General features: G+C 61.3%; 19 protein-coding genes. All 19 read left to right on the forward strand.

Translation table 11 applies throughout. The features are described 5' to 3' along the window. The first annotated feature begins 118 nt into the window (after positions 1 to 118). On the forward strand, positions 119 to 889 hold the full coding sequence (locus BFN67_RS13390; RefSeq protein WP_080920069.1) for a sulfite exporter TauE/SafE family protein: 771 nt from the start codon (positions 119 to 121) through the stop codon (positions 887 to 889). A gap of 61 nt (positions 890 to 950) precedes the next feature. Further along, positions 951 to 2,591 carry an acyl-CoA synthetase gene (locus tag BFN67_RS13395; protein ID WP_080920113.1) on the forward strand — a complete coding sequence of 547 codons (1,641 nt, stop codon included), beginning with the start codon at positions 951 to 953 and terminating at the stop codon, positions 2,589 to 2,591. Between the two features lie 72 nt (positions 2,592 to 2,663). Then, complete coding sequence (locus tag BFN67_RS13400; RefSeq protein WP_080920114.1) at positions 2,664 to 3,056, forward strand: hypothetical protein; 393 nt, start codon at positions 2,664 to 2,666, stop codon at positions 3,054 to 3,056. A 315-nt stretch (positions 3,057 to 3,371) separates the two neighbouring features. Next, positions 3,372 to 3,935, forward strand: a complete 564-nt coding sequence (rcdA, locus tag BFN67_RS13405; RefSeq protein WP_425349782.1) for a protease adaptor protein RcdA — start codon at positions 3,372 to 3,374, stop codon at positions 3,933 to 3,935. A 79-nt stretch (positions 3,936 to 4,014) separates the two neighbouring features. Then, positions 4,015 to 4,524, forward strand: coding sequence for a crossover junction endodeoxyribonuclease RuvC (gene ruvC, locus BFN67_RS13410; RefSeq protein WP_080920116.1), 510 nt, complete (start codon positions 4,015 to 4,017; stop codon positions 4,522 to 4,524). Between the two features lie 5 nt (positions 4,525 to 4,529). Then, positions 4,530 to 5,150, forward strand: a complete 621-nt coding sequence (gene ruvA / locus BFN67_RS13415) for a Holliday junction branch migration protein RuvA (RefSeq protein ID WP_080920070.1) — start codon at positions 4,530 to 4,532, stop codon at positions 5,148 to 5,150. 46 nt (positions 5,151 to 5,196) lie between these two features. After that, positions 5,197 to 6,237 carry a Holliday junction branch migration DNA helicase RuvB gene (ruvB, locus tag BFN67_RS13420; protein WP_080920071.1) on the forward strand — a complete coding sequence of 347 codons (1,041 nt, stop codon included), beginning with the start codon at positions 5,197 to 5,199 and terminating at the stop codon, positions 6,235 to 6,237. Beyond that, positions 6,234 to 6,698 (forward strand): tol-pal system-associated acyl-CoA thioesterase, encoded by a 465-nt coding sequence (ybgC, locus tag BFN67_RS13425; protein ID WP_080920072.1) that lies wholly within the window; start codon positions 6,234 to 6,236, stop codon positions 6,696 to 6,698. Before ruvB ends, ybgC begins: the two co-directional genes overlap by 4 nt. Positions 6,699 to 6,961: 263 nt before the next feature. Next, positions 6,962 to 7,675: a protein TolQ gene (tolQ, locus tag BFN67_RS13430; protein WP_080920073.1), complete on the forward strand. Its 714-nt coding sequence runs from the start codon at positions 6,962 to 6,964 to the stop codon at positions 7,673 to 7,675. A 12-nt stretch (positions 7,676 to 7,687) separates the two neighbouring features. Beyond that, a complete protein-coding gene (tolR, locus tag BFN67_RS13435) occupies positions 7,688 to 8,146 on the forward strand; it encodes a protein TolR (protein WP_080920074.1) in 459 nt (152 codons plus the stop codon). 7 nt (positions 8,147 to 8,153) lie between these two features. Next, a complete protein-coding gene (locus BFN67_RS13440) occupies positions 8,154 to 9,314 on the forward strand; it encodes a hypothetical protein (RefSeq protein ID WP_080920075.1) in 1,161 nt (386 codons plus the stop codon). A gap of 73 nt (positions 9,315 to 9,387) precedes the next feature. Further along, on the forward strand, positions 9,388 to 10,689 hold the full coding sequence (gene tolB / locus BFN67_RS13445) for a Tol-Pal system beta propeller repeat protein TolB (protein ID WP_245295261.1): 1,302 nt from the start codon (positions 9,388 to 9,390) through the stop codon (positions 10,687 to 10,689). Between the two features lie 226 nt (positions 10,690 to 10,915). Beyond that, positions 10,916 to 11,419, forward strand: coding sequence for a peptidoglycan-associated lipoprotein Pal (pal, locus tag BFN67_RS13450; RefSeq protein WP_080920077.1), 504 nt, complete (start codon positions 10,916 to 10,918; stop codon positions 11,417 to 11,419). Between the two features lie 204 nt (positions 11,420 to 11,623). Then, a complete protein-coding gene (gene ybgF / locus BFN67_RS13455; protein ID WP_080920078.1) occupies positions 11,624 to 12,649 on the forward strand; it encodes a tol-pal system protein YbgF in 1,026 nt (341 codons plus the stop codon). Further along, on the forward strand, positions 12,643 to 13,992 hold the full coding sequence (tilS, locus tag BFN67_RS13460; protein WP_080920079.1) for a tRNA lysidine(34) synthetase TilS: 1,350 nt from the start codon (positions 12,643 to 12,645) through the stop codon (positions 13,990 to 13,992). The genes ybgF and tilS overlap by 7 nt, the downstream gene beginning before the upstream one ends. A gap of 113 nt (positions 13,993 to 14,105) precedes the next feature. Next, positions 14,106 to 16,043: an ATP-dependent zinc metalloprotease FtsH gene (gene ftsH / locus BFN67_RS13465; RefSeq protein WP_080920080.1), complete on the forward strand. Its 1,938-nt coding sequence runs from the start codon at positions 14,106 to 14,108 to the stop codon at positions 16,041 to 16,043. 163 nt (positions 16,044 to 16,206) lie between these two features. Continuing rightward, the gene (locus BFN67_RS13470; protein ID WP_080920081.1) at positions 16,207 to 16,530 is read left to right on the forward strand and encodes an ArsR/SmtB family transcription factor; all 324 of its coding nucleotides are present in this window, start codon (positions 16,207 to 16,209) and stop codon (positions 16,528 to 16,530) included. Beyond that, the gene (locus BFN67_RS13475; protein WP_080920082.1) at positions 16,527 to 16,958 is read left to right on the forward strand and encodes an SRPBCC family protein; all 432 of its coding nucleotides are present in this window, start codon (positions 16,527 to 16,529) and stop codon (positions 16,956 to 16,958) included. The genes BFN67_RS13470 and BFN67_RS13475 overlap by 4 nt, the downstream gene beginning before the upstream one ends. 78 nt (positions 16,959 to 17,036) lie before the next feature. After that, a complete protein-coding gene (locus BFN67_RS13480) occupies positions 17,037 to 17,234 on the forward strand; it encodes a hypothetical protein (protein WP_080920083.1) in 198 nt (65 codons plus the stop codon). The last annotated feature ends 108 nt before the right edge of the window (positions 17,235 to 17,342 follow it).

The following is a 17,342-nucleotide window of genomic DNA, read 5'->3' on the forward strand; positions in this document are numbered from 1 at the left end:
CATAGACGAATGCGGCGCGCTTGAACAGACGTGCGCGCCGCCGCTCCGTGGTCGCCTCTCGGCGCGCAATCGGTTATGTCGGGTTGCACATTCCTGCCGCCGACTGATCGCGAGCCTCATGACAAGCCTTCTTGCCGATCCCTGGTTCTATGCCGTGGCGCTGCCGGCGGTGATCCTGATCGGCCTTTCCAAAGGTGGTTTTGGCGGCGCGCTCGGCGTGGTCGGTGTGCCGCTGATGTCGTTGGCCATGCCGCCGGTGCAGGCGGCGGGCATTCTTCTGCCGATCCTGGTGCTGATGGATATTTCAGCCCTTTGGGCGTGGCGCGGCAAGCCGCGGGACCGCCTGACGATCAAGAACATGCTACCGGGCGCGGTGGCCGGCATCACGATCGGCTGGGCGACGGCGGCGATGGTCAGCGAAGCCATGGTCAAGCTGATCGTCGGCGTCATCGCCTTTGGCTTCGTGCTGCGCTGGCTGTGGCAGAAATTTTCAGGACTGGACAAGCCGCATCCGCACAATACGCCCGCCGGCGTGTTCTGGGGCACGGTTTCGGGCTTCACCAGTTTCGTCGCCCATGCCGGCGGCCCGCCCTATCAGGTCTATGCGCTGCCGCTCAGGCAAAGCCCGCAACTCTATACGGCCACCAGCGTGCTGTTCTTTGCGCTCGTGAATGCGGTCAAGCTGATTCCCTATTTCGCGCTTGGCGAACTCGATACCAGCAATCTCACCGCCTCGGCGGTGTTGATGCCGGTGGCGGCGATCACCACGCTCGGAGGAGCGGCGGTGGTGCGGCACATGAAGGCCGAGATCTTCTATCCGATCACCTATGCACTGGTGTTTTTCCTGTCGCTGAAGCTGATATGGGATGGTGTGCTGGAGATCCTGTAGCGGAAAGCCACGCATTTCCGCTATGAAAGATCAGCCCTTATCGGTGCGCTTCGGAGGAACCATGTCCAATGCCTATGAGCGGGATCTCGACAAGAACCCGGCTAATTATCAGCCGCTGACACCGCTTTCTTATCTGGAGCGGGCGGCGAAGGTGTTCCCCGATCATGTCGCCATCATCCATGGCAGCCAGCGGCTGACCTACAGGGATTTCTGGCGGCGTTCGCTGCAACTCGCTTCGGCATTGAGGAAACACGGCATCGGCAAGGGTGATACCGTGTCGGTGATGCTGTCCAACACACCGCCGATGCTCGAAGCGCATTTCGGCGTGCCGATGGCCAAGGCTGTGCTGCATTCGCTCAACACAAGGCTGGACGCAGCCGTGATCGCGTTCCAACTCGACCACGCCGAGAGCAGAGTGGTGATCGTCGATCGCGAATTTTCCGGCGTGATGAAGGCGGCGCTGGCGCTGGCAAAAGTGAAGCCGCTGGTCATCGACTATGACGATCCGGACTATGGCGAGGATGCCCCCTATCCCAAGGGCGAGCGCATCGGTACGCTCGATTACGAAGCACTGGTGGACTCGGGCGATCCCGATTTTGGCTGGTCGATGCCGGACGACGAATGGGATGCCATCTCGCTCAACTACACGTCGGGCACGACCGGCAATCCGAAGGGCGTCGTCTATCATCATCGTGGCGCGGCGCTGATGGCCTACACCAACACCATACATGCCGGCATGGGCAAGCATTGCGTTTATCTGTGGACGCTGCCGATGTTTCATTGCAACGGCTGGTGCTTTCCCTGGACGCTTGCTGTGCAGGCTGGCACTCATGTTTGCCTGCGCTGGGTTCGTGCCAGAGCTGTCTATGAGGCAATCGCCGACCATGGCGTCACTCATCTGTGCGGTGCACCGATTGTCATGTCGCTGCTCATCAATGCCGGTGACGACGAGCGTCGCGATTTTCCTCAGGCGGTGACTTTCAGCACAGCCGCCGCCCCGCCGCCCGAGGCGGTGCTTTCCGGCATGGCCGATGCCGGTTTTTCAGTCACTCACCTTTATGGCCTGACTGAAACTTACGGCCCGGCGGTGGTCAATGAATGGCATGGTGAATGGGATGCGCTGGACAAGAGCGCCGCCACGGCAAAAAAGGCAAGGCAGGGCGTGCGCTATGCGGCGCTTGAAGAGCTGACGGTGATGGACCCTCAAACCATGGTGAAGACACCGGCCGATGGCGAAACCATTGGCGAGGTAATGTTTCGCGGCAACATCGTCATGAAAGGCTATCTCAAGAACCGCAAGGCCAGCGACGAGGCGTTCGCAGGCGGCTGGTTTCATTCCGGCGATCTCGGCGTCATGCACCCGGACGGCTATATCCAGCTCAAGGACCGCTCCAAGGATATCATCATATCCGGCGGCGAGAACATTTCGTCAATCGAGGTCGAAGATGCGCTTTACAAGCACCCGGCTGTTGCGGGTTGTGGGGTGATCGCGCGGCGCGACGGCAAATGGGGCGAAGTGCCGGTGGCTTATATCGAGTTCAAGCCGGGCAAGACGGCCACCGAGGCCGAACTGATCGAGCATTGCCGGTCGCTGCTAGCCCGCTTTAAAGTGCCGAAGGCCGTGATTTTTGCGGAAATCCCGAAGACTTCGACCGGCAAGATTCAGAAATTCCGGCTGCGTGAAATGATCGACGAGAGTTGAGCCGAGACAGGCTTATCCATATTTGCTAATATGCATCTCATGCTGAGGAGAACCTCGCCATTGGAGGGCACCATGCAGGGCGTGGCACGCAATTTCTTTACTTTGTCGATCATCTACGCGCTGTGTGGGATGGCGCTCGGCTTGGACATGGCGATCAGCCAGGATCATAGCGAGATGCCGACCCATGCGCATATCATGGTGGCCGGATGGCTGATGTCGGCAGTATTCGGCTTCTTCTATCATTTATTCCCGGCGGCAGGCCGCAAGATGCTCGCCAGCGTGCATTTCTGGCTGACGGCGGCGAGCGGCATCGTGCTGATGATCGGGCTTTATTTTGAGTTCGCGGGCGTGGAATCCATGGAGCCGGTGCTGGGTATATCGTCCATCGGCTTTTACCTTGCCATGTTCCTGTTCGCGTTTATCGCGTTGCCGGCGGTGTGGAGCAATCCCGAGGCCTTGCGATAGCGCTCAGGCCAGTTCTCTCGAAAATTATGGCGGCCGTTAACCGATCGTTAGCCTTTACAGGCGTTTACTACGGCCATCCAGTGATCTGGATTCTTACCAAGTGGTTGGAGCCACTTTGTTTGACGCCTCCCTGTTAAAACTCCTGAGAGCCGCCTTACCCGCGGCTCTTTTTTTTTCGGTTGGCCGCGTTAACCTTTCGTTAAACATGTCCTTGCCTTGAGCGGAGACGAGGCGCATTTTCGAAACATGGTCATATAGGTTGGCGGGCGGCGGCAGGGCCGAATCAGCCGGCCGCCGAACCGGGTTACAGGCGTGATGATGAACGAGCTTTCGAACAATATTGCCAACATGGCGGCAAACGCCGGCGCCGGGGGCAAAACCGTGAAACTGGCCGAGCGCCGGGTGTTCTCGCAATCCTTCAAGCCACTCTATAATGAAGGCATGGGGCTGGTGGAGCAGGCGGCGGAATATCTCGACGGCGAAGGCAGGGTCGCGGCCAAGAAATTGTCGCGGCTGGGCGCTACGCTTTACGCTGCCGAATCCATGCGCCTGACGACACGGTTGATGCAGGTCGCTTCATGGCTGCTTTTGCAGCGAGCCGCCAATTCCGGCGAAATGACCCGCGACCAGGTCGCTTCCGAAAAGGCCAAGGTGCGGCTGGACACCGCTTCGGCGCATGACGACGCGGCAGGTTGGAACGAACTGCCGGGCTCCTTTATCGATCTCGTGCAACGTTCGCTGCGCCTGCAGGCGCTGGTCCGGCGCATGGACGAAGAGGTCTATGGCGGCGGCGAAAGCATGTCGCATGATGTGGGGCGACGGTCCAATCCGGTTTCCGACCAGATCACGCTTTTGAACACCGCTTTCGCCCGCGGTTGATTCAGGGCCCTGAGCTTCACGTTTCTGCTTTGTTCACATTTCGCTGGCAAGCCTGTCGGCGACGGATAGAGTGGGGCCCATGGCAGAAGCGATTCGCATCATCGGCATCGATCCAGGCTTGCGGCGCACCGGTTGGGGCATCGTGGAGAGCCTTGGCAATTCGCTGCGTTTCGTGGCCGCCGGCACGGTGCGCTCCGACGATACGCTGACGCTCGCCTCGCGGCTTTGCCAATTGCATGGCGGCCTGACCGATGTGCTTCACGGGGCCATGCCGCATGAAGCGGCGGTTGAGCAGACATTCGTCAACAAGGATGCGGTCGCCACGCTGAAACTCGGGCAGGCGCGCGGCATCGCCATGCTGGTGCCGGCACTCGCCGGCCTGCCGGTCGCCGAATATGCGCCCAATGCGGTGAAAAAGGCGGTGATCGGTGTCGGGCATGGCGACAAGAAGCAGATTCACATGATGGTGAAGGTGCTTTTGCCGAAGGCCGTTTTCGATACGGCCGATGCCGCCGACGCACTGGCCATTGCCATTTGCCATGCCCATCACCGGCAGAGTGTGACTCATCGGCTGAGGTTGGCGGGGTAGGGACGATGATCGGCAAGCTCAAGGGCACGCTGGACGAAATCGACGAGGATCATTGTGTCATCGACGTGCATGGCGTCGGCTATGTCGCCTTTTGCCCGGCGCGCACGCTGGCGGCACTGCCGTCCCCCGGCGAGGCGGTGGTGCTGTTCATCGAGACCTATGTGCGCGAGGACATGATCCGGCTCTATGGTTTCCGCACGGCGCTGGAGCGTGAATGGTTCCGGCTGTTGATGAACAACGTCCAGGGCGTCGGCGCCAAGGTCGCGCTGGCGGTGCTTTCTACGCTAGCGCCGGCGGATCTCGCCAACGCGATCGCATTGCGCGATATCGCCATGGTTTCGCGTGCGCCGGGCGTCGGCAAGAAGGTGGCGGAGCGGATCGTTACCGAACTGAAGAACAAGGCGCCGGCCTATGCCGGCGAGACGACCGGAACGATCGGGCTCAAGCAGGAGTTGGGCGAGGGCGTGGCGCCCGCGCCGGTGGCAGACGCCGTGTCGGCGCTGGTCAATCTCGGCTATTCGCGCGACATCGCCGCCAATGCCGTCGCCGGCGCGTTGAAGGCGGCGGGCGAGGGCGCGGATTCGGCAAAGCTGATCCGCTTTGGCCTGAAGGAACTGGCGCGGTGAGGCACGGCTGCTTGCCCGTTTCGGCCCTTCATGCGAGGAGGGTGAAATGAACACCGCCCCCCGTCTCATCGATTCCGAAAAGCGTGGTGAGGACGCCGAACAGACGCTGCGGCCGCAGACGCTCGACGATTTCGTCGGTCAGGCGGCGGCCCGCGCCAATCTCAAGGTTTTCATTGAGGCGGCGAAGGGGCGTGAGGAGGCGCTCGACCATGTGCTGTTCGTCGGCCCGCCGGGGCTTGGCAAGACGACGCTGGCGCAGATCATGGCGCGTGAGATGGGCGTCAATTTTCGGTCGACCTCCGGCCCGGTCATAGCCAAGGCCGGTGATCTTGCGGCGCTTCTGACCAATCTGGAAGACCGTGACGTGCTGTTCATCGATGAAATCCATCGGCTCAATCCGGCGGTGGAGGAAATCCTCTATCCGGCGATGGAAGATTTCCAACTCGACCTCATCATCGGCGAGGGGCCGGCCGCGCGCTCCGTCAAGATCGACCTTGCGCGCTTCACGCTGGTCGCGGCCACGACCCGGCTTGGTCTGTTGACCAATCCGTTGCGGGATCGCTTCGGCATTCCGGTGCGGCTCAACTTCTATACGGTCGAGGAACTGGAGCAGATCGTGCGGCGCGGGGCGCGCATCTTGAACATGCCGCTCGGTGACGACGGCGCCGTGGAGATTGCCCGGCGCGCCCGCGGGACGCCGCGCATCGCCGGGCGGCTGTTGCGTCGTGTTCGCGATTTCGCCGCCGTCGCCGGCGACGGGCACGTCGATCGCAGGATCGCCGACGAGGCGCTTTCCCGGCTTGAGGTCGATGCGCTCGGCCTCGATGCGCTCGACCGTCGTTATCTGTCGATGATCGCGGCCAATTTCGGCGGCGGGCCTGTCGGCGTGGAGACGATTGCCGCTGCCCTGTCGGAGCCGCGCGACGCCATCGAGGACATTATCGAGCCTTATCTCATCCAGCAGGGTTTTATCCAGCGCACGCCGCGTGGCCGGGTGCTGACGGCCAATGCCTGGCGTCATCTCGGGCTGGACGTGCCGAACGACCTGGCGCAACAGCAGATCAGCCTGTTTCAGGAGGGATCGTGAGCGGTGATGCCATCCTTTCGCCGAGTGTCGGCCTTGCTGGCGAGTTGACGCCCGCCGGCCATCGGCTGGTGGCGCGGGTTTATTATGCCGATACCGATTTTTCCGGCGTCGTCTATCATGCGCGCTATCTCGAATTTCTGGAGCGCGGTCGCTCCGATTTCCTGCGCCTCGCCGGTGTCCACCATACGGAGCTCGCCGATGGCAAGCATGGGGAGCGCATCGTGTGGGTCGTGCGCCGGATGGAAATCGATTTCGTCACGCCCGCGCGCATCGACGACATTCTGACCGTTGAAACGCAGGCCGAGCGTATTTCCGGCGCGCGTATCTTCATGGCGCAGCAATTGAAGCGCGGCGAAGACCTTCTGGTGCGGGCCAGGGTGGAAGCGGCCATTATCGGCGAGAGTGGCAGGCCACGACGTTTCCCGAAGGAATGGATCGCCGCCTTCATGCCAAAACCCTGAAAATTTCCGCTCTGAAGCGAAAATTTTCAGCGGTCCGGGCCGTTGCATGGCGGCTCTAACGCCTCGTTAACCATAACAGTCCATGAAGGAAATCGTGAAAGATCGGAGGAATCCGTGTGCCTTCCTTTCACCAAGATTTGCTCCGAAAAGGCCGCGAACGCGGCATTTTTCGGGGTATTCGGGAAGCTTGGGGCTGACAAACCACGAGGAATGCGCAGGGGCCAGCCGCAAGCCACGCCCGGTAATCTTAAGGAATTGAGTCAATGGAAAACATCGCACTCGCCGAACCGGGCGCGCATTTGTCGATTTGGGCGCTGTTCATGCAGGCCAACTGGGTGGTCAAACTGGTCATGCTCGGCTTGCTCGTCGCTTCGATCTGGACCTGGGCCATCGTCGTTGACAAGGTGGTCTCTTTCGGGCGCATGCGGCTGGCGCTCAACCGCTTCGAGCAGACTTTCTGGTCCGGCCAGTCGCTGGAAGAACTCTATCGCAATCTCGCTGAACGCAAGACGACCGGCATGAGTGCGATTTTCGTGTCGGCGATGCGTGAATGGAAGAAGAGTTTCGAGAAAGGCGCCCGTTCTCCGCTTGCCTTGCAGACACGCATCGACAAGGCGATGGATCTGGCGCTGACGCGCGAAATGGAACGATTGGAAGGCCGGCTTGGATTCTTGGCGACCGTCGGGTCGGCGGCGCCCTTCATCGGCCTGTTCGGCACTGTCATCGGCATCATGACGTCGTTCCAGGCCATTGCCGGTTCGAAATCGACGAGTCTTGCGGTGGTGGCGCCAGGCATCGCTGAAGCCCTGCTGGCCACCGCCATCGGCCTTCTGGCGGCCATTCCGGCGGTTATTGCCTATAACAAGCTGTCATCGGATGCGAGCAAGCTGGCGGTGCGCATGGAAGGCTTTGCCGATGAATTCTCGGCCATACTCTCGCGCCAAATCGATGAAAAAGTCATGCAGAAGGCTGCGTAGGGGTTAGCTGATATGGGAATGTCCGTAAGTGCAGGCGGCGCTGGCCGCGGCGGGCGCGGCCACAGGCGGCGCGGTCGCCATCACAGCCTGATGTCGGAAATCAATGTCACGCCATTCGTTGACGTCATGCTGGTGCTGCTTATCATCTTCATGGTCGCGGCGCCGCTTTTGACTGTTGGTGTGCCGATCGACCTGCCGGAAACGCAGGCCAAGGCGCTGAATTCGGATACGCAGCCGATCACGGTTTCGGTCAACCAGCAGGGCAAGATCTTTTTGCAGGAAACCGAGATCCCGCTCGACGAGGTGGTGGCGAAGCTGCAGGCGATCGCCAAGACCGGCTATGACGAGCGCATCTATGTGCGCGGTGACAAGACCGCCGATTACGGCACGGTGATGAAGGTGATGGCGCGCATCTCCTCCGCAGGCTTCAAGAATCTCGGCCTCGTCACCCTCCAGGAACAGGATCAGTAAACCCCAAATGAAGGCCGGCCTCACCACATCGGTGATCATGCATGCGGCGATAATCGGCTTCTGCCTGTTTTCGCTGAAGGCGCCGGCTGCCTTCGATGTGGCCGATGTCGAGGCGTTGCCCGTCGATATCGTTCCGATGGACGCGCTCACCCAGATCCAGGAGGGCGACAAGAAGTCGCCGATGCGCGACAAGCCGGCGCCGCTGCCGACCGAGCGTCCGGACGTTGTGGCCGACGCCCGGAAGGTGGGCGAGAATTCGGTCGATACAGATAAGCCGGCGACACCCGCTCCCAAGCCGCAACCGGTCGATAGCTCGACGGCCCCGCCGCCGGCGCCCGAACCCAAGGAACCGGTCAAGACAGAGGACGTGCCGAAACCCAGGGAGGAACCGAAGCCGGTTCCAGCCACTGAACGGGCAACCGAGGCCCAGCCCAAGCAGGACGTCGCGCCTGAACCGGTGAAGAAGCCCGAACCGAAGCCCGAACCGATCAAGAAGGCGGAGCCTGCGCCGGCGCCGCCGACGCAAGAGACGACGGCCGCCGTCGAGCCGCAGCCGAAACCTGACGAGATTGCCAAGGCGATTGCCGAACAGCCGGCCGATGAAGTGCCGCTGCCGAATTCCGCGCCGGCGCCCGATGCGCGGCCAAAGCCGCAACAGGCCGAGGCCGAAAGCCCCAAGGCGCCGGACCGCAAGGATTCCGAGAAGCCGGTCAAGCAGGCGTCCTCCAAGCCGAAATCCGACGACAAGGAATTCAACGCCGATGAAATCTCGGCGCTGCTCAACAAGCAGAAGCCGTCCGGCGGCGGCGCCAAGCGCTCGACCCAACAGGCTTCGCTGGGCGGCAAGAAATCGACCGGCGGCGACAAGCTGTCGCAAAACGAGATGGATGCGTTGCGCCAGAGGCTTGGTGGCTGCTGGAGCATTCCCGCAGGCGTGGATGATGCCGACACGCTCAAGGTTTCGGTGCGCTTTCACCTCGATCGGTCCGGCATGCTCGAAGGGCGTCCGGAAGTGATCAAGGGCGGTGCGGCATCGGGGCCCGGCCGGACGGCGGCGGAATCGGCGGTGCGTGCCGTGCAGAAATGCGCGCCATTCAATCTGCCTGTCGACAAATACGATACCTGGTCCGAGGTCGTTGTGAATTTCGACCCGAGCGACATGTTCTGACGGACATTCGCGCAAGAAATGCCGACCAAGCAAAAGCGAGGCTGAACGCATGAAGAAACTGCTGACGACGCTGATGACGATCGCTGCCCTGGCTGCGGGAGCGGCCGGCGCGTTGACCTTTCCGGCCAGCGCGCGTGTCGAGATCGATGTCAACAAGGGCACAATCGAGCCATTGCCAATCGCCATCACGGATTTCCTGGCCGGCGATCAACTCGGTGCCGAGATTTCCGGCATCGTTACCGCCGACTTGAAGCGCTCCGGCCTGTTCGCACCGATCGACAAGAGCGCATTCATCGAGAAGATCTCGAACCCGGACGTGGCACCACGCTTTGACGACTGGAAGGTCATCAATGCCCAGGCGCTGGTGACAGGGCGTGTCTCGAAGGAGGCGGATGGCCGCGTTCGCGCAGAATACCGGCTTTGGGACACGTTCGCCGGCCAGCAGCTTTCAGGCGAGCAGTTTTTCGCCAGCAGCAACAATGTGCGCCGTGTCGGCCATATCATCGCCGATGCCATTTATGAGCGGCTGACCGGCGAAAAAGGCTATTTCGATACGCGCATCGTCTTCGTCGATGAGTCCGGGCCGAAGAACGCGCGCAAGAAGCGGCTTGCCATCATGGACCAGGACGGCGCCAATGTGCGTTACCTGACCGATGGCAGCGCCATCGTACTGACACCGCGCTTCTCGCCGAACCGGCAGGAAGTCACTTACATGTCCTACGAGAGCGGCCAGCCGCGTGTCTATCTGCTGCAGATAGAGACCGGCCAGCGTGAACTGGTCGGCAATTTCCCCGGCATGACATTTGCGCCGCGCTTCTCGCCGGATGGCCAGAAAGTGATCATGAGCCTTTTGCGCGATGACGGCAATTCCAACATCTTCGCCATGGATTTGCGCAGCCGTTCGACGACGCGGCTGACCAATTCGAATGCGATCGACACCTCGCCATCCTATTCGCCGGACGGTTCGCAGATCGTCTTCACTTCGGATCGTGGCGGCGGCAGCGGCCGCTCGCAGATTTATGTCATGGGCGCGGACGGGTCCAACCAGAAACGCATCTCCTTCGGAGCCGGCGTCTACTCCACGCCGGTGTGGTCGCCGCGTGGCGATCTGGTCGCGTTCACCAAGCAGTCGGGCGGCGAGTTCCAGATCGGCGTCATGAAACCGGACGGTTCGGGCGAACGCATCCTGTCGACGGGCTTCCAGCAGGAAGGGCCGACCTGGGCGCCGAATGGGCGCGTGCTGATGTTCTTCCGCGAGGTTCCGGGTTCGGGCGGGCCGAAACTGTTTTCTATCGATCTCACCGGCCGCAATGAACAGGCGATCCCGACCAAGGATTACGCCTCCGACCCGGCCTGGTCGCCATTGCTCGATTGAGAAGCATCCTGCTTGTGCGGCAAAAGGGGCCGTTTGGCTCCTTTTTCCATTGCTTCGTCGCGTTTTGGCCGTATTTCGGCCTCTGGTTGGGACGAAACAGGATTCGGATTGCAAGGTCGCGGACGGCGACTAAACCCATTTTTAACCGTGTTTGTTGAGCGCCGGTTAACCCAAATGTGGTTACTGAGAGATCAATCAAACCACTTGAATGCGAAGGAGAGGCGGCATGCGCCGTATCGCAAGACTTGCAGCAAACCCGGCCATGATCGCACTGTTCGCCTCGCTGGCGATTGCCGGCTGTGCTTCGAAAAAGACCCCCAACAGCGCGGCCGATCTCGGCCTTAACGGTGCCGCCGCCACGCCGGGTTCGGCGCAGGATTTCACGGTCAATGTCGGCGACCGCATCTTCTTCGATACCGATTCTTCGGCAATCCGCGCCGACGCCCAGCAGACGCTGGCCCGCCAGGCACAATGGCTCAACCGCTATTCGCAATACCGGATCGTCGTCGAAGGCCATGCCGACGAGCGCGGCACGCGCGAATATAACCTCGCGCTTGGCGCGCGCCGCGCCGCCGCGACTCGCGATTTCCTGGCTTCCAAGGGCGTTGCCGCAAGCCGCATGAAGACGATTTCCTACGGCAAGGAGCGGCCGGTTGCGGTGTGCGACAACATTTCGTGCTGGTCGCAGAATCGCCGCGCCGTCACCACGCTTTCCGGCGCTGGCAGTTAGACGCGGGCAGCGGCGGCACCTGCGGGTGCCCGGCCAATTTACAACAGCTTCAGGCAAAGGCGGTCATGCTAGGCCGCCTTTGTCGCATTGTGACCCTGCGAAACAAAATTTGGCCGAAGTCTCGCGCCCTGTTAAAGGCTGTGCGGGCGGTCCTTGTGGATGCGCTTCATCAAAGGAGAAACTGGTTTTCACGGCGAGAGGCTTATGTATCTGAGATCAATTCTGGGCAGCGCGCTGGCAGTGCTGCTTTTATCGGGCGTCGCTGCCTTGGCGAACGGTTCCGACCAATCCCGGTCTTCGGACAGCGGGTTTTCATTGCATCTGCCGTCCTTCGGGCTGCCCGGCGTGTTCGGGGAGAAAAAGCAAGAACAGGTTCAACTTGCCCAGCAGGCGGTCGGTGCGACCGGGTTGGAGGACCAGATCCGCGTTTTGAACGGCAAGGTCGAGGAACTCAATTTCCAGATCCTGCAAATGCAGGAGCAGATTCGCAAGCAGCAGGAAGACAATGAGTTCCGCTTCCAGCAGCTTGAGCAGGGTGGTGGACAGGGCGGGCAGAAGCGTTCCGACGCTTCCGACAAGACAGACCGTTCGATTGCCACGACCCGGACCGACAATGGGACCGCCGCCGCTTCAAGCGGCGGTCAAACGTTGGAAGATATTATCGGTTCCGGCGAGGGCGAGGCCGGCAAAGGCGCGCCGCCGAAGACCTTCGGCACCATTACCGTCGACAAGAACGGTAATGTGGTGAGCACGGGCGGAAATCCGCAGGCCGACGCGGCTTCGGGAAGCGCGGGTACTGCAAGCGGTTCCACGGGCGGACCGGTCGTGGCGGCATTGCCGACCACGGACGATCCCGACGAGCTTTACCGCAATTCCTATCAGTTCATCCTCTCGGGCGATTACGGTGTCGCCGAAAAGGGTTTCCGCGACCATATCGCGCGGTTCCCGAAGGATGCGAAGGCGGCGGATGCACATTACTGGCTTGGCGAGGCCCTGCTCGGTGAGCACAAATATCGCGATGCGGCTGAGGTTTTCCTCGGCGCCAGCAAGAACTTTCCGAGAGCGAAGAAGGCGCCTGACATGCTCTTCAAGCTCGGTGTGGCCCTGGTCGGCCTCAAACAGCGCGACGTTGCCTGTGCCACGTTCGGCGAGGTCACGAAGCGTTATCCCGATATCTCGGCGGCCTTGAAAGAACGCGTCAAGCAGGAACGGACCCGCGCATCGTGCTGACTATCGAAGCGCCGCCTCTTTCGACGCTTTTCGACCCTATCGATTTTACCGGCGGCGTCATTGCAGCCGTATCCGGCGGCAGCGACTCCACCGCCCTTCTCATCCTTCTCAAAGATTATCTCGATCGCAACGCGCCTGGAACGAAGCTTCTTGCGGTGACCGTCGATCATGGCTTGCGGCCCGGTTCCGATGCGGAGGCGTGCGCGGTGGCGCGATTGTGCGCTTGGCGCGGCATCGACCACCGGACCCTGAAATGGACCGGGCCGAAACCTGCCACCGGCCTGCCTGCCGCCGCACGAGCCGCGCGCTATCGGCTGCTGGCGCAGGCCGCGCGCGAAGCGGGCATCGGCACGGTGTTGACGGGCCATACTGCGGACGACCAGGCCGAGACGGTTCGGATGCGCATGCAGCGCGGCGGCGCGGCCGGCGCCGAGCAGCGTGGCCTTGCCGGCATGGCGCCGGCGACGTGCCTTGAAGATGGGCTATGGCTGCTGCGCCCTTTTCTCGGTGCTCGGCGGGAAGCATTGCGTGATGTGCTGCGGCGCGAAGGCGTCGGCTGGGCTGAAGACCCGACCAATGCCGACCGACATTATGAGCGGCCGCGTGTGCGCGCGGCCCTCGATGGAGCCGGTGCCGAGGCGCTGCTTGAACTGGCGCATGAGGCGGCTACCGAGCGCCGATCGCTTGACAGGCGTACGGCGCGGCTTTTGCGGCGCATTGCCACTCAGCCATCGGCAGGGCTTTTACGCCTTTCGCCGGAATTGGCGCAAGCAGACGACAGGGGCGCGGCCATTCATGCGCTGCGCGTGCTTCTGGCAACTGTGGGCGGCGTATCCTTTCTGCCCGACAAAGCGCGAGTGGCCGCGCTGTTTGAGCGGTTCGCCGCTGCCGAACGGATTCGCGCCACATTGTCGCGGGTCGTCGTCGATGCGCGGCGTGGCGGCCTTTATCTCTATCGCGAGGCACGGGGCCTGCCTGTGCCGACTGGCGCGAGCGACGGGATGATCTGGGACGGGCGGCGGCGCATCACTTTCCGCGACAGGCGTGGAGCGATGGTGATCGCGCCGCTCGGCGCCCATGCCGTGCGCAGCGGGGCGCCGGTGGCTGACGATGTACCGCAAAGCCTTGTCCGGCGGGCACTGGCCGCAGAACCGGTCTTGACGGAACAAGGAGAAAATGGCGTGTCAGCGCAAGCACTTCCGCTGCTTGCCCCGTGGGCACACTTCCTGCCCGACTTCGATCTTGAAACCGCCCGCGTCATCGCTGAATTGACGGGTGCGCCGCCTGTCCCGGTGCCGCCATTTTCCGGGTACGGAAAAAGCGCCATGGAACCGCTTCATTAAGCTTTAAGCGCGACATTCGGCAATGCTTGGCATTGCGTGGCGCAATCCCTATGTTAAAGCCACGTTCCTCTTGATCTATGCGCCCCGCAGCATCGGCGCCAACGGGATAATTGATGAATCCGAATTATCGCAATCTCGCGCTCTGGGCCGTCATCGCAGTCCTCCTGATCGCCTTGTTCAACCTGTTTCAGACGCCGCAGACACGTGGCGCCTCGACCGAGGTTGCCTATTCGCAATTCCTGCAGGATGTCGCTTCGGGTCGGGTGAAATCGGTGACGATTGCCGGTGAGCGCATCAGCGGCAACTATAACGACAGCGCCACCGGCTTCCAGACCTATTCACCCGGCGATCCCTCGCTGGTTTCAAGGCTTGAGGAAAAGCACGTCACCATCAACGCCCGGCCTGAGACGGACGGTTCAAACACATTGTTCGGCTATCTGATCTCGTGGCTGCCGATGATCCTGATCCTGGGCGTGTGGATTTTCTTCATGCGCCAGATGCAGTCGGGGTCCGGCCGCGCCATGGGCTTCGGCAAATCGAAGGCCAAACTGCTGACCGAGGCGCATGGCCGCGTCACATTCCAGGACGTGGCTGGCGTTGACGAGGCGAAGGAAGATCTTGAGGAGATCGTCGAATTCCTGCGCGATCCGCAGAAGTTCCAGCGGCTCGGCGGCAAGATTCCGCGCGGCGTTCTGCTGGTCGGTCCTCCCGGCACCGGCAAGACGCTTCTGGCCCGTTCGGTGGCCGGCGAGGCCAACGTGCCGTTCTTCACCATTTCCGGTTCGGACTTCGTTGAAATGTTCGTCGGTGTCGGCGCGTCTCGCGTGCGCGACATGTTCGAGCAGGCGAAGAAGAATTCGCCCTGCATCATCTTCATTGACGAGATCGACGCGGTCGGTCGTCATCGCGGCGCCGGCCTCGGCGGTGGCAATGACGAGCGCGAGCAGACGCTGAACCAGTTGCTGGTCGAAATGGACGGCTTCGAGGCCAATGAGTCGATCATCCTGATCGCCGCCACCAACCGGCCCGACGTGCTCGATCCGGCGCTGCTGCGGCCGGGCCGTTTCGACCGTCAGGTGGTGGTGCCGAACCCCGACATCATCGGTCGCGAAAAGATCCTCAAAGTGCATGTGCGCAACGTGCCGCTGGCGCCCAATGTCGATCTCAAGGTGATCGCGCGCGGCACGCCGGGCTTTTCCGGCGCCGATCTGATGAACCTCGTCAATGAGAGCGCCCTGATGGCTGCGCGGCGCAACAAACGGCTCGTCACCATGGCCGAATTCGAGGACGCCAAGGACAAGATCATGATGGGCGCGGAGCGTCGTTCCTCGGCCATGACCCAGGCCGAGAAGGAACTGACCGCCTATCACGAATCCGGCCATGCTATTCTGGCTCTCAACGTGCCGACGGCGGACCCGTTGCACAAGGCAACGATCATCCCGCGCGGTCGTGCGCTCGGTATGGTCATGCAGTTGCCGGAAGGCGACCGCTATTCGATGAGCTACAAATACATGATTTCGCGTCTGGCGATCATGATGGGCGGACGCGTTGCCGAGGAGTTCAAGTTCGGCAAGGAAAACATCACTTCGGGTGCCGCTTCCGACATCGAGCAGGCGACCAAACTGGCGCGTGCTATGGTGACGCGCTGGGGCTTTTCCGACAAGCTCGGTCATGTCGCCTATGGCGACAATCAGGAAGAGGTATTCCTCGGGCATTCCGTGGCGCGCCAGCAGAATATTTCCGAAGAAACCGCGCAGATCATCGATGACGAGGTGCGCCGGTTGATCGACGAGGCCTATTCCTCGGCCAGGACGATACTGACGAAGAAGAAGAAGGACTGGATCGCGCTTGCCGAAGGGCTTCTCGAATATGAGACGCTGTCAGGCGACGAGATCAAGCAGTTGCTGGCCGGCAAGAAGCCGGCGCGCGATATGGGCGACGACACGCCGCCCTCACGCGGTTCGGCGGTGCCCAAGACCGGCGGCACGGCGCGCGGCAAGAGGAAAGGTCCTGAGCCGGAAGGCGGCATGGAGCCGCAGCCTTCGAACTGAGGCATGGCTGCGGCCCGGTAGCGGTCTGTTTACCTGCCATCAAGACAATGAGAACACCGCGGCCGCCCGCGGTGTTTTTATTTTGACGTACATTCCGTCTCTGCTTGACAATTCATAGCTCAATGGTTATCCATAACCCATAGCCAATTGGTTATGGATTACGATGACAGTCTCCCGTGACGCTCTTTTCAGATCTCTGGCCGATCCCACGCGACGATCGATCTTTGAGCGGTTATGCCGCGAAGGAGAGCAGACGGTCGGCGTGCTGACGGCGCAAGCCGGAATCTCTCAGCCGGCGGTTTCCAAGCATCTCGGCATACTGAAACAGGCGAGGTTGGTGCAGGACCGTCATGAAGGACGCCAGACGCATTACAGTGTCAGGCCCGGTGCCTTGGCGCCGCTGGCCGATTGGACGAGCGAGATGACAGGCTTCTGGGAGAGCCGATTGGACGATCTCGAAGATTTACTCAAAAGGATGGATCAATGAACGAAGCATCGACTGAAGTGCGCTCGATTATCATTGAAAGGGTGCTTCCTCACCCAGTTGAAAAGATCTGGCGCGCGCTCACACAACCGCATCTGATCGAGGAATGGCTCATGAAAAACGATTTCAAGCCGACGGTAGGGCATCACTTCAATCTTCGCGGTGAATGGGGTGGGGTGCTGGATTGTGAGGTCCTGACCATCGAACCGAACGAAAGCCTGTCCTACAAGTGGGATTTCACGCATGACGATGCGGCGTACGATCTGCGAAGCGTGGTGACTTTTACGCTTACGCCTACGGCTACCGGCACGCGTCTGCGTGTCGAGCAATCGGGTTTCCGGCCAGACCAGAAGCAGGCCTATGGCGGCGCCAAGGCAGGATGGCAGCAATTCCTTGAAAAGCTGGAACAGGTTCTGGCGCGGGAAGGCTGAAGCCTGCATCGCAGAAACTGAACCGATACCGACTCGGCAGAGAGCGGCTCACTTCGACTTATTTCACAGGAGGATTCATTGACCTGGAACGCATGGATTCGGCAGGGCCATCGCTGGCTTGCCATCATCTTTACACTGACCGTCATCGCCAATTTCGTCACTATGGCACTAGGAACACCTCCCGCATGGGTGGTCTATTCGCCCCTTCTCCCGCTTTTCCTGCTGCTGTTCAGCGGGCTGTACATGTTCGTACTGCCCTATTTCACCAGGACATGAGGCCGGCCGGCAGCCGGTGTAATCGACGAGCGAATGGAACACGATCGGGACAAAACAAAACCCGCGAAGCGCACGCCTCGCGGGTTTTCGTGATTTGGTGCGGGATGG

The organism is Manganibacter manganicus (genome assembly GCF_002075885.1).
Classification (GTDB): domain Bacteria; phylum Pseudomonadota; class Alphaproteobacteria; order Rhizobiales; family Rhizobiaceae; genus Mesorhizobium; species Mesorhizobium manganicum.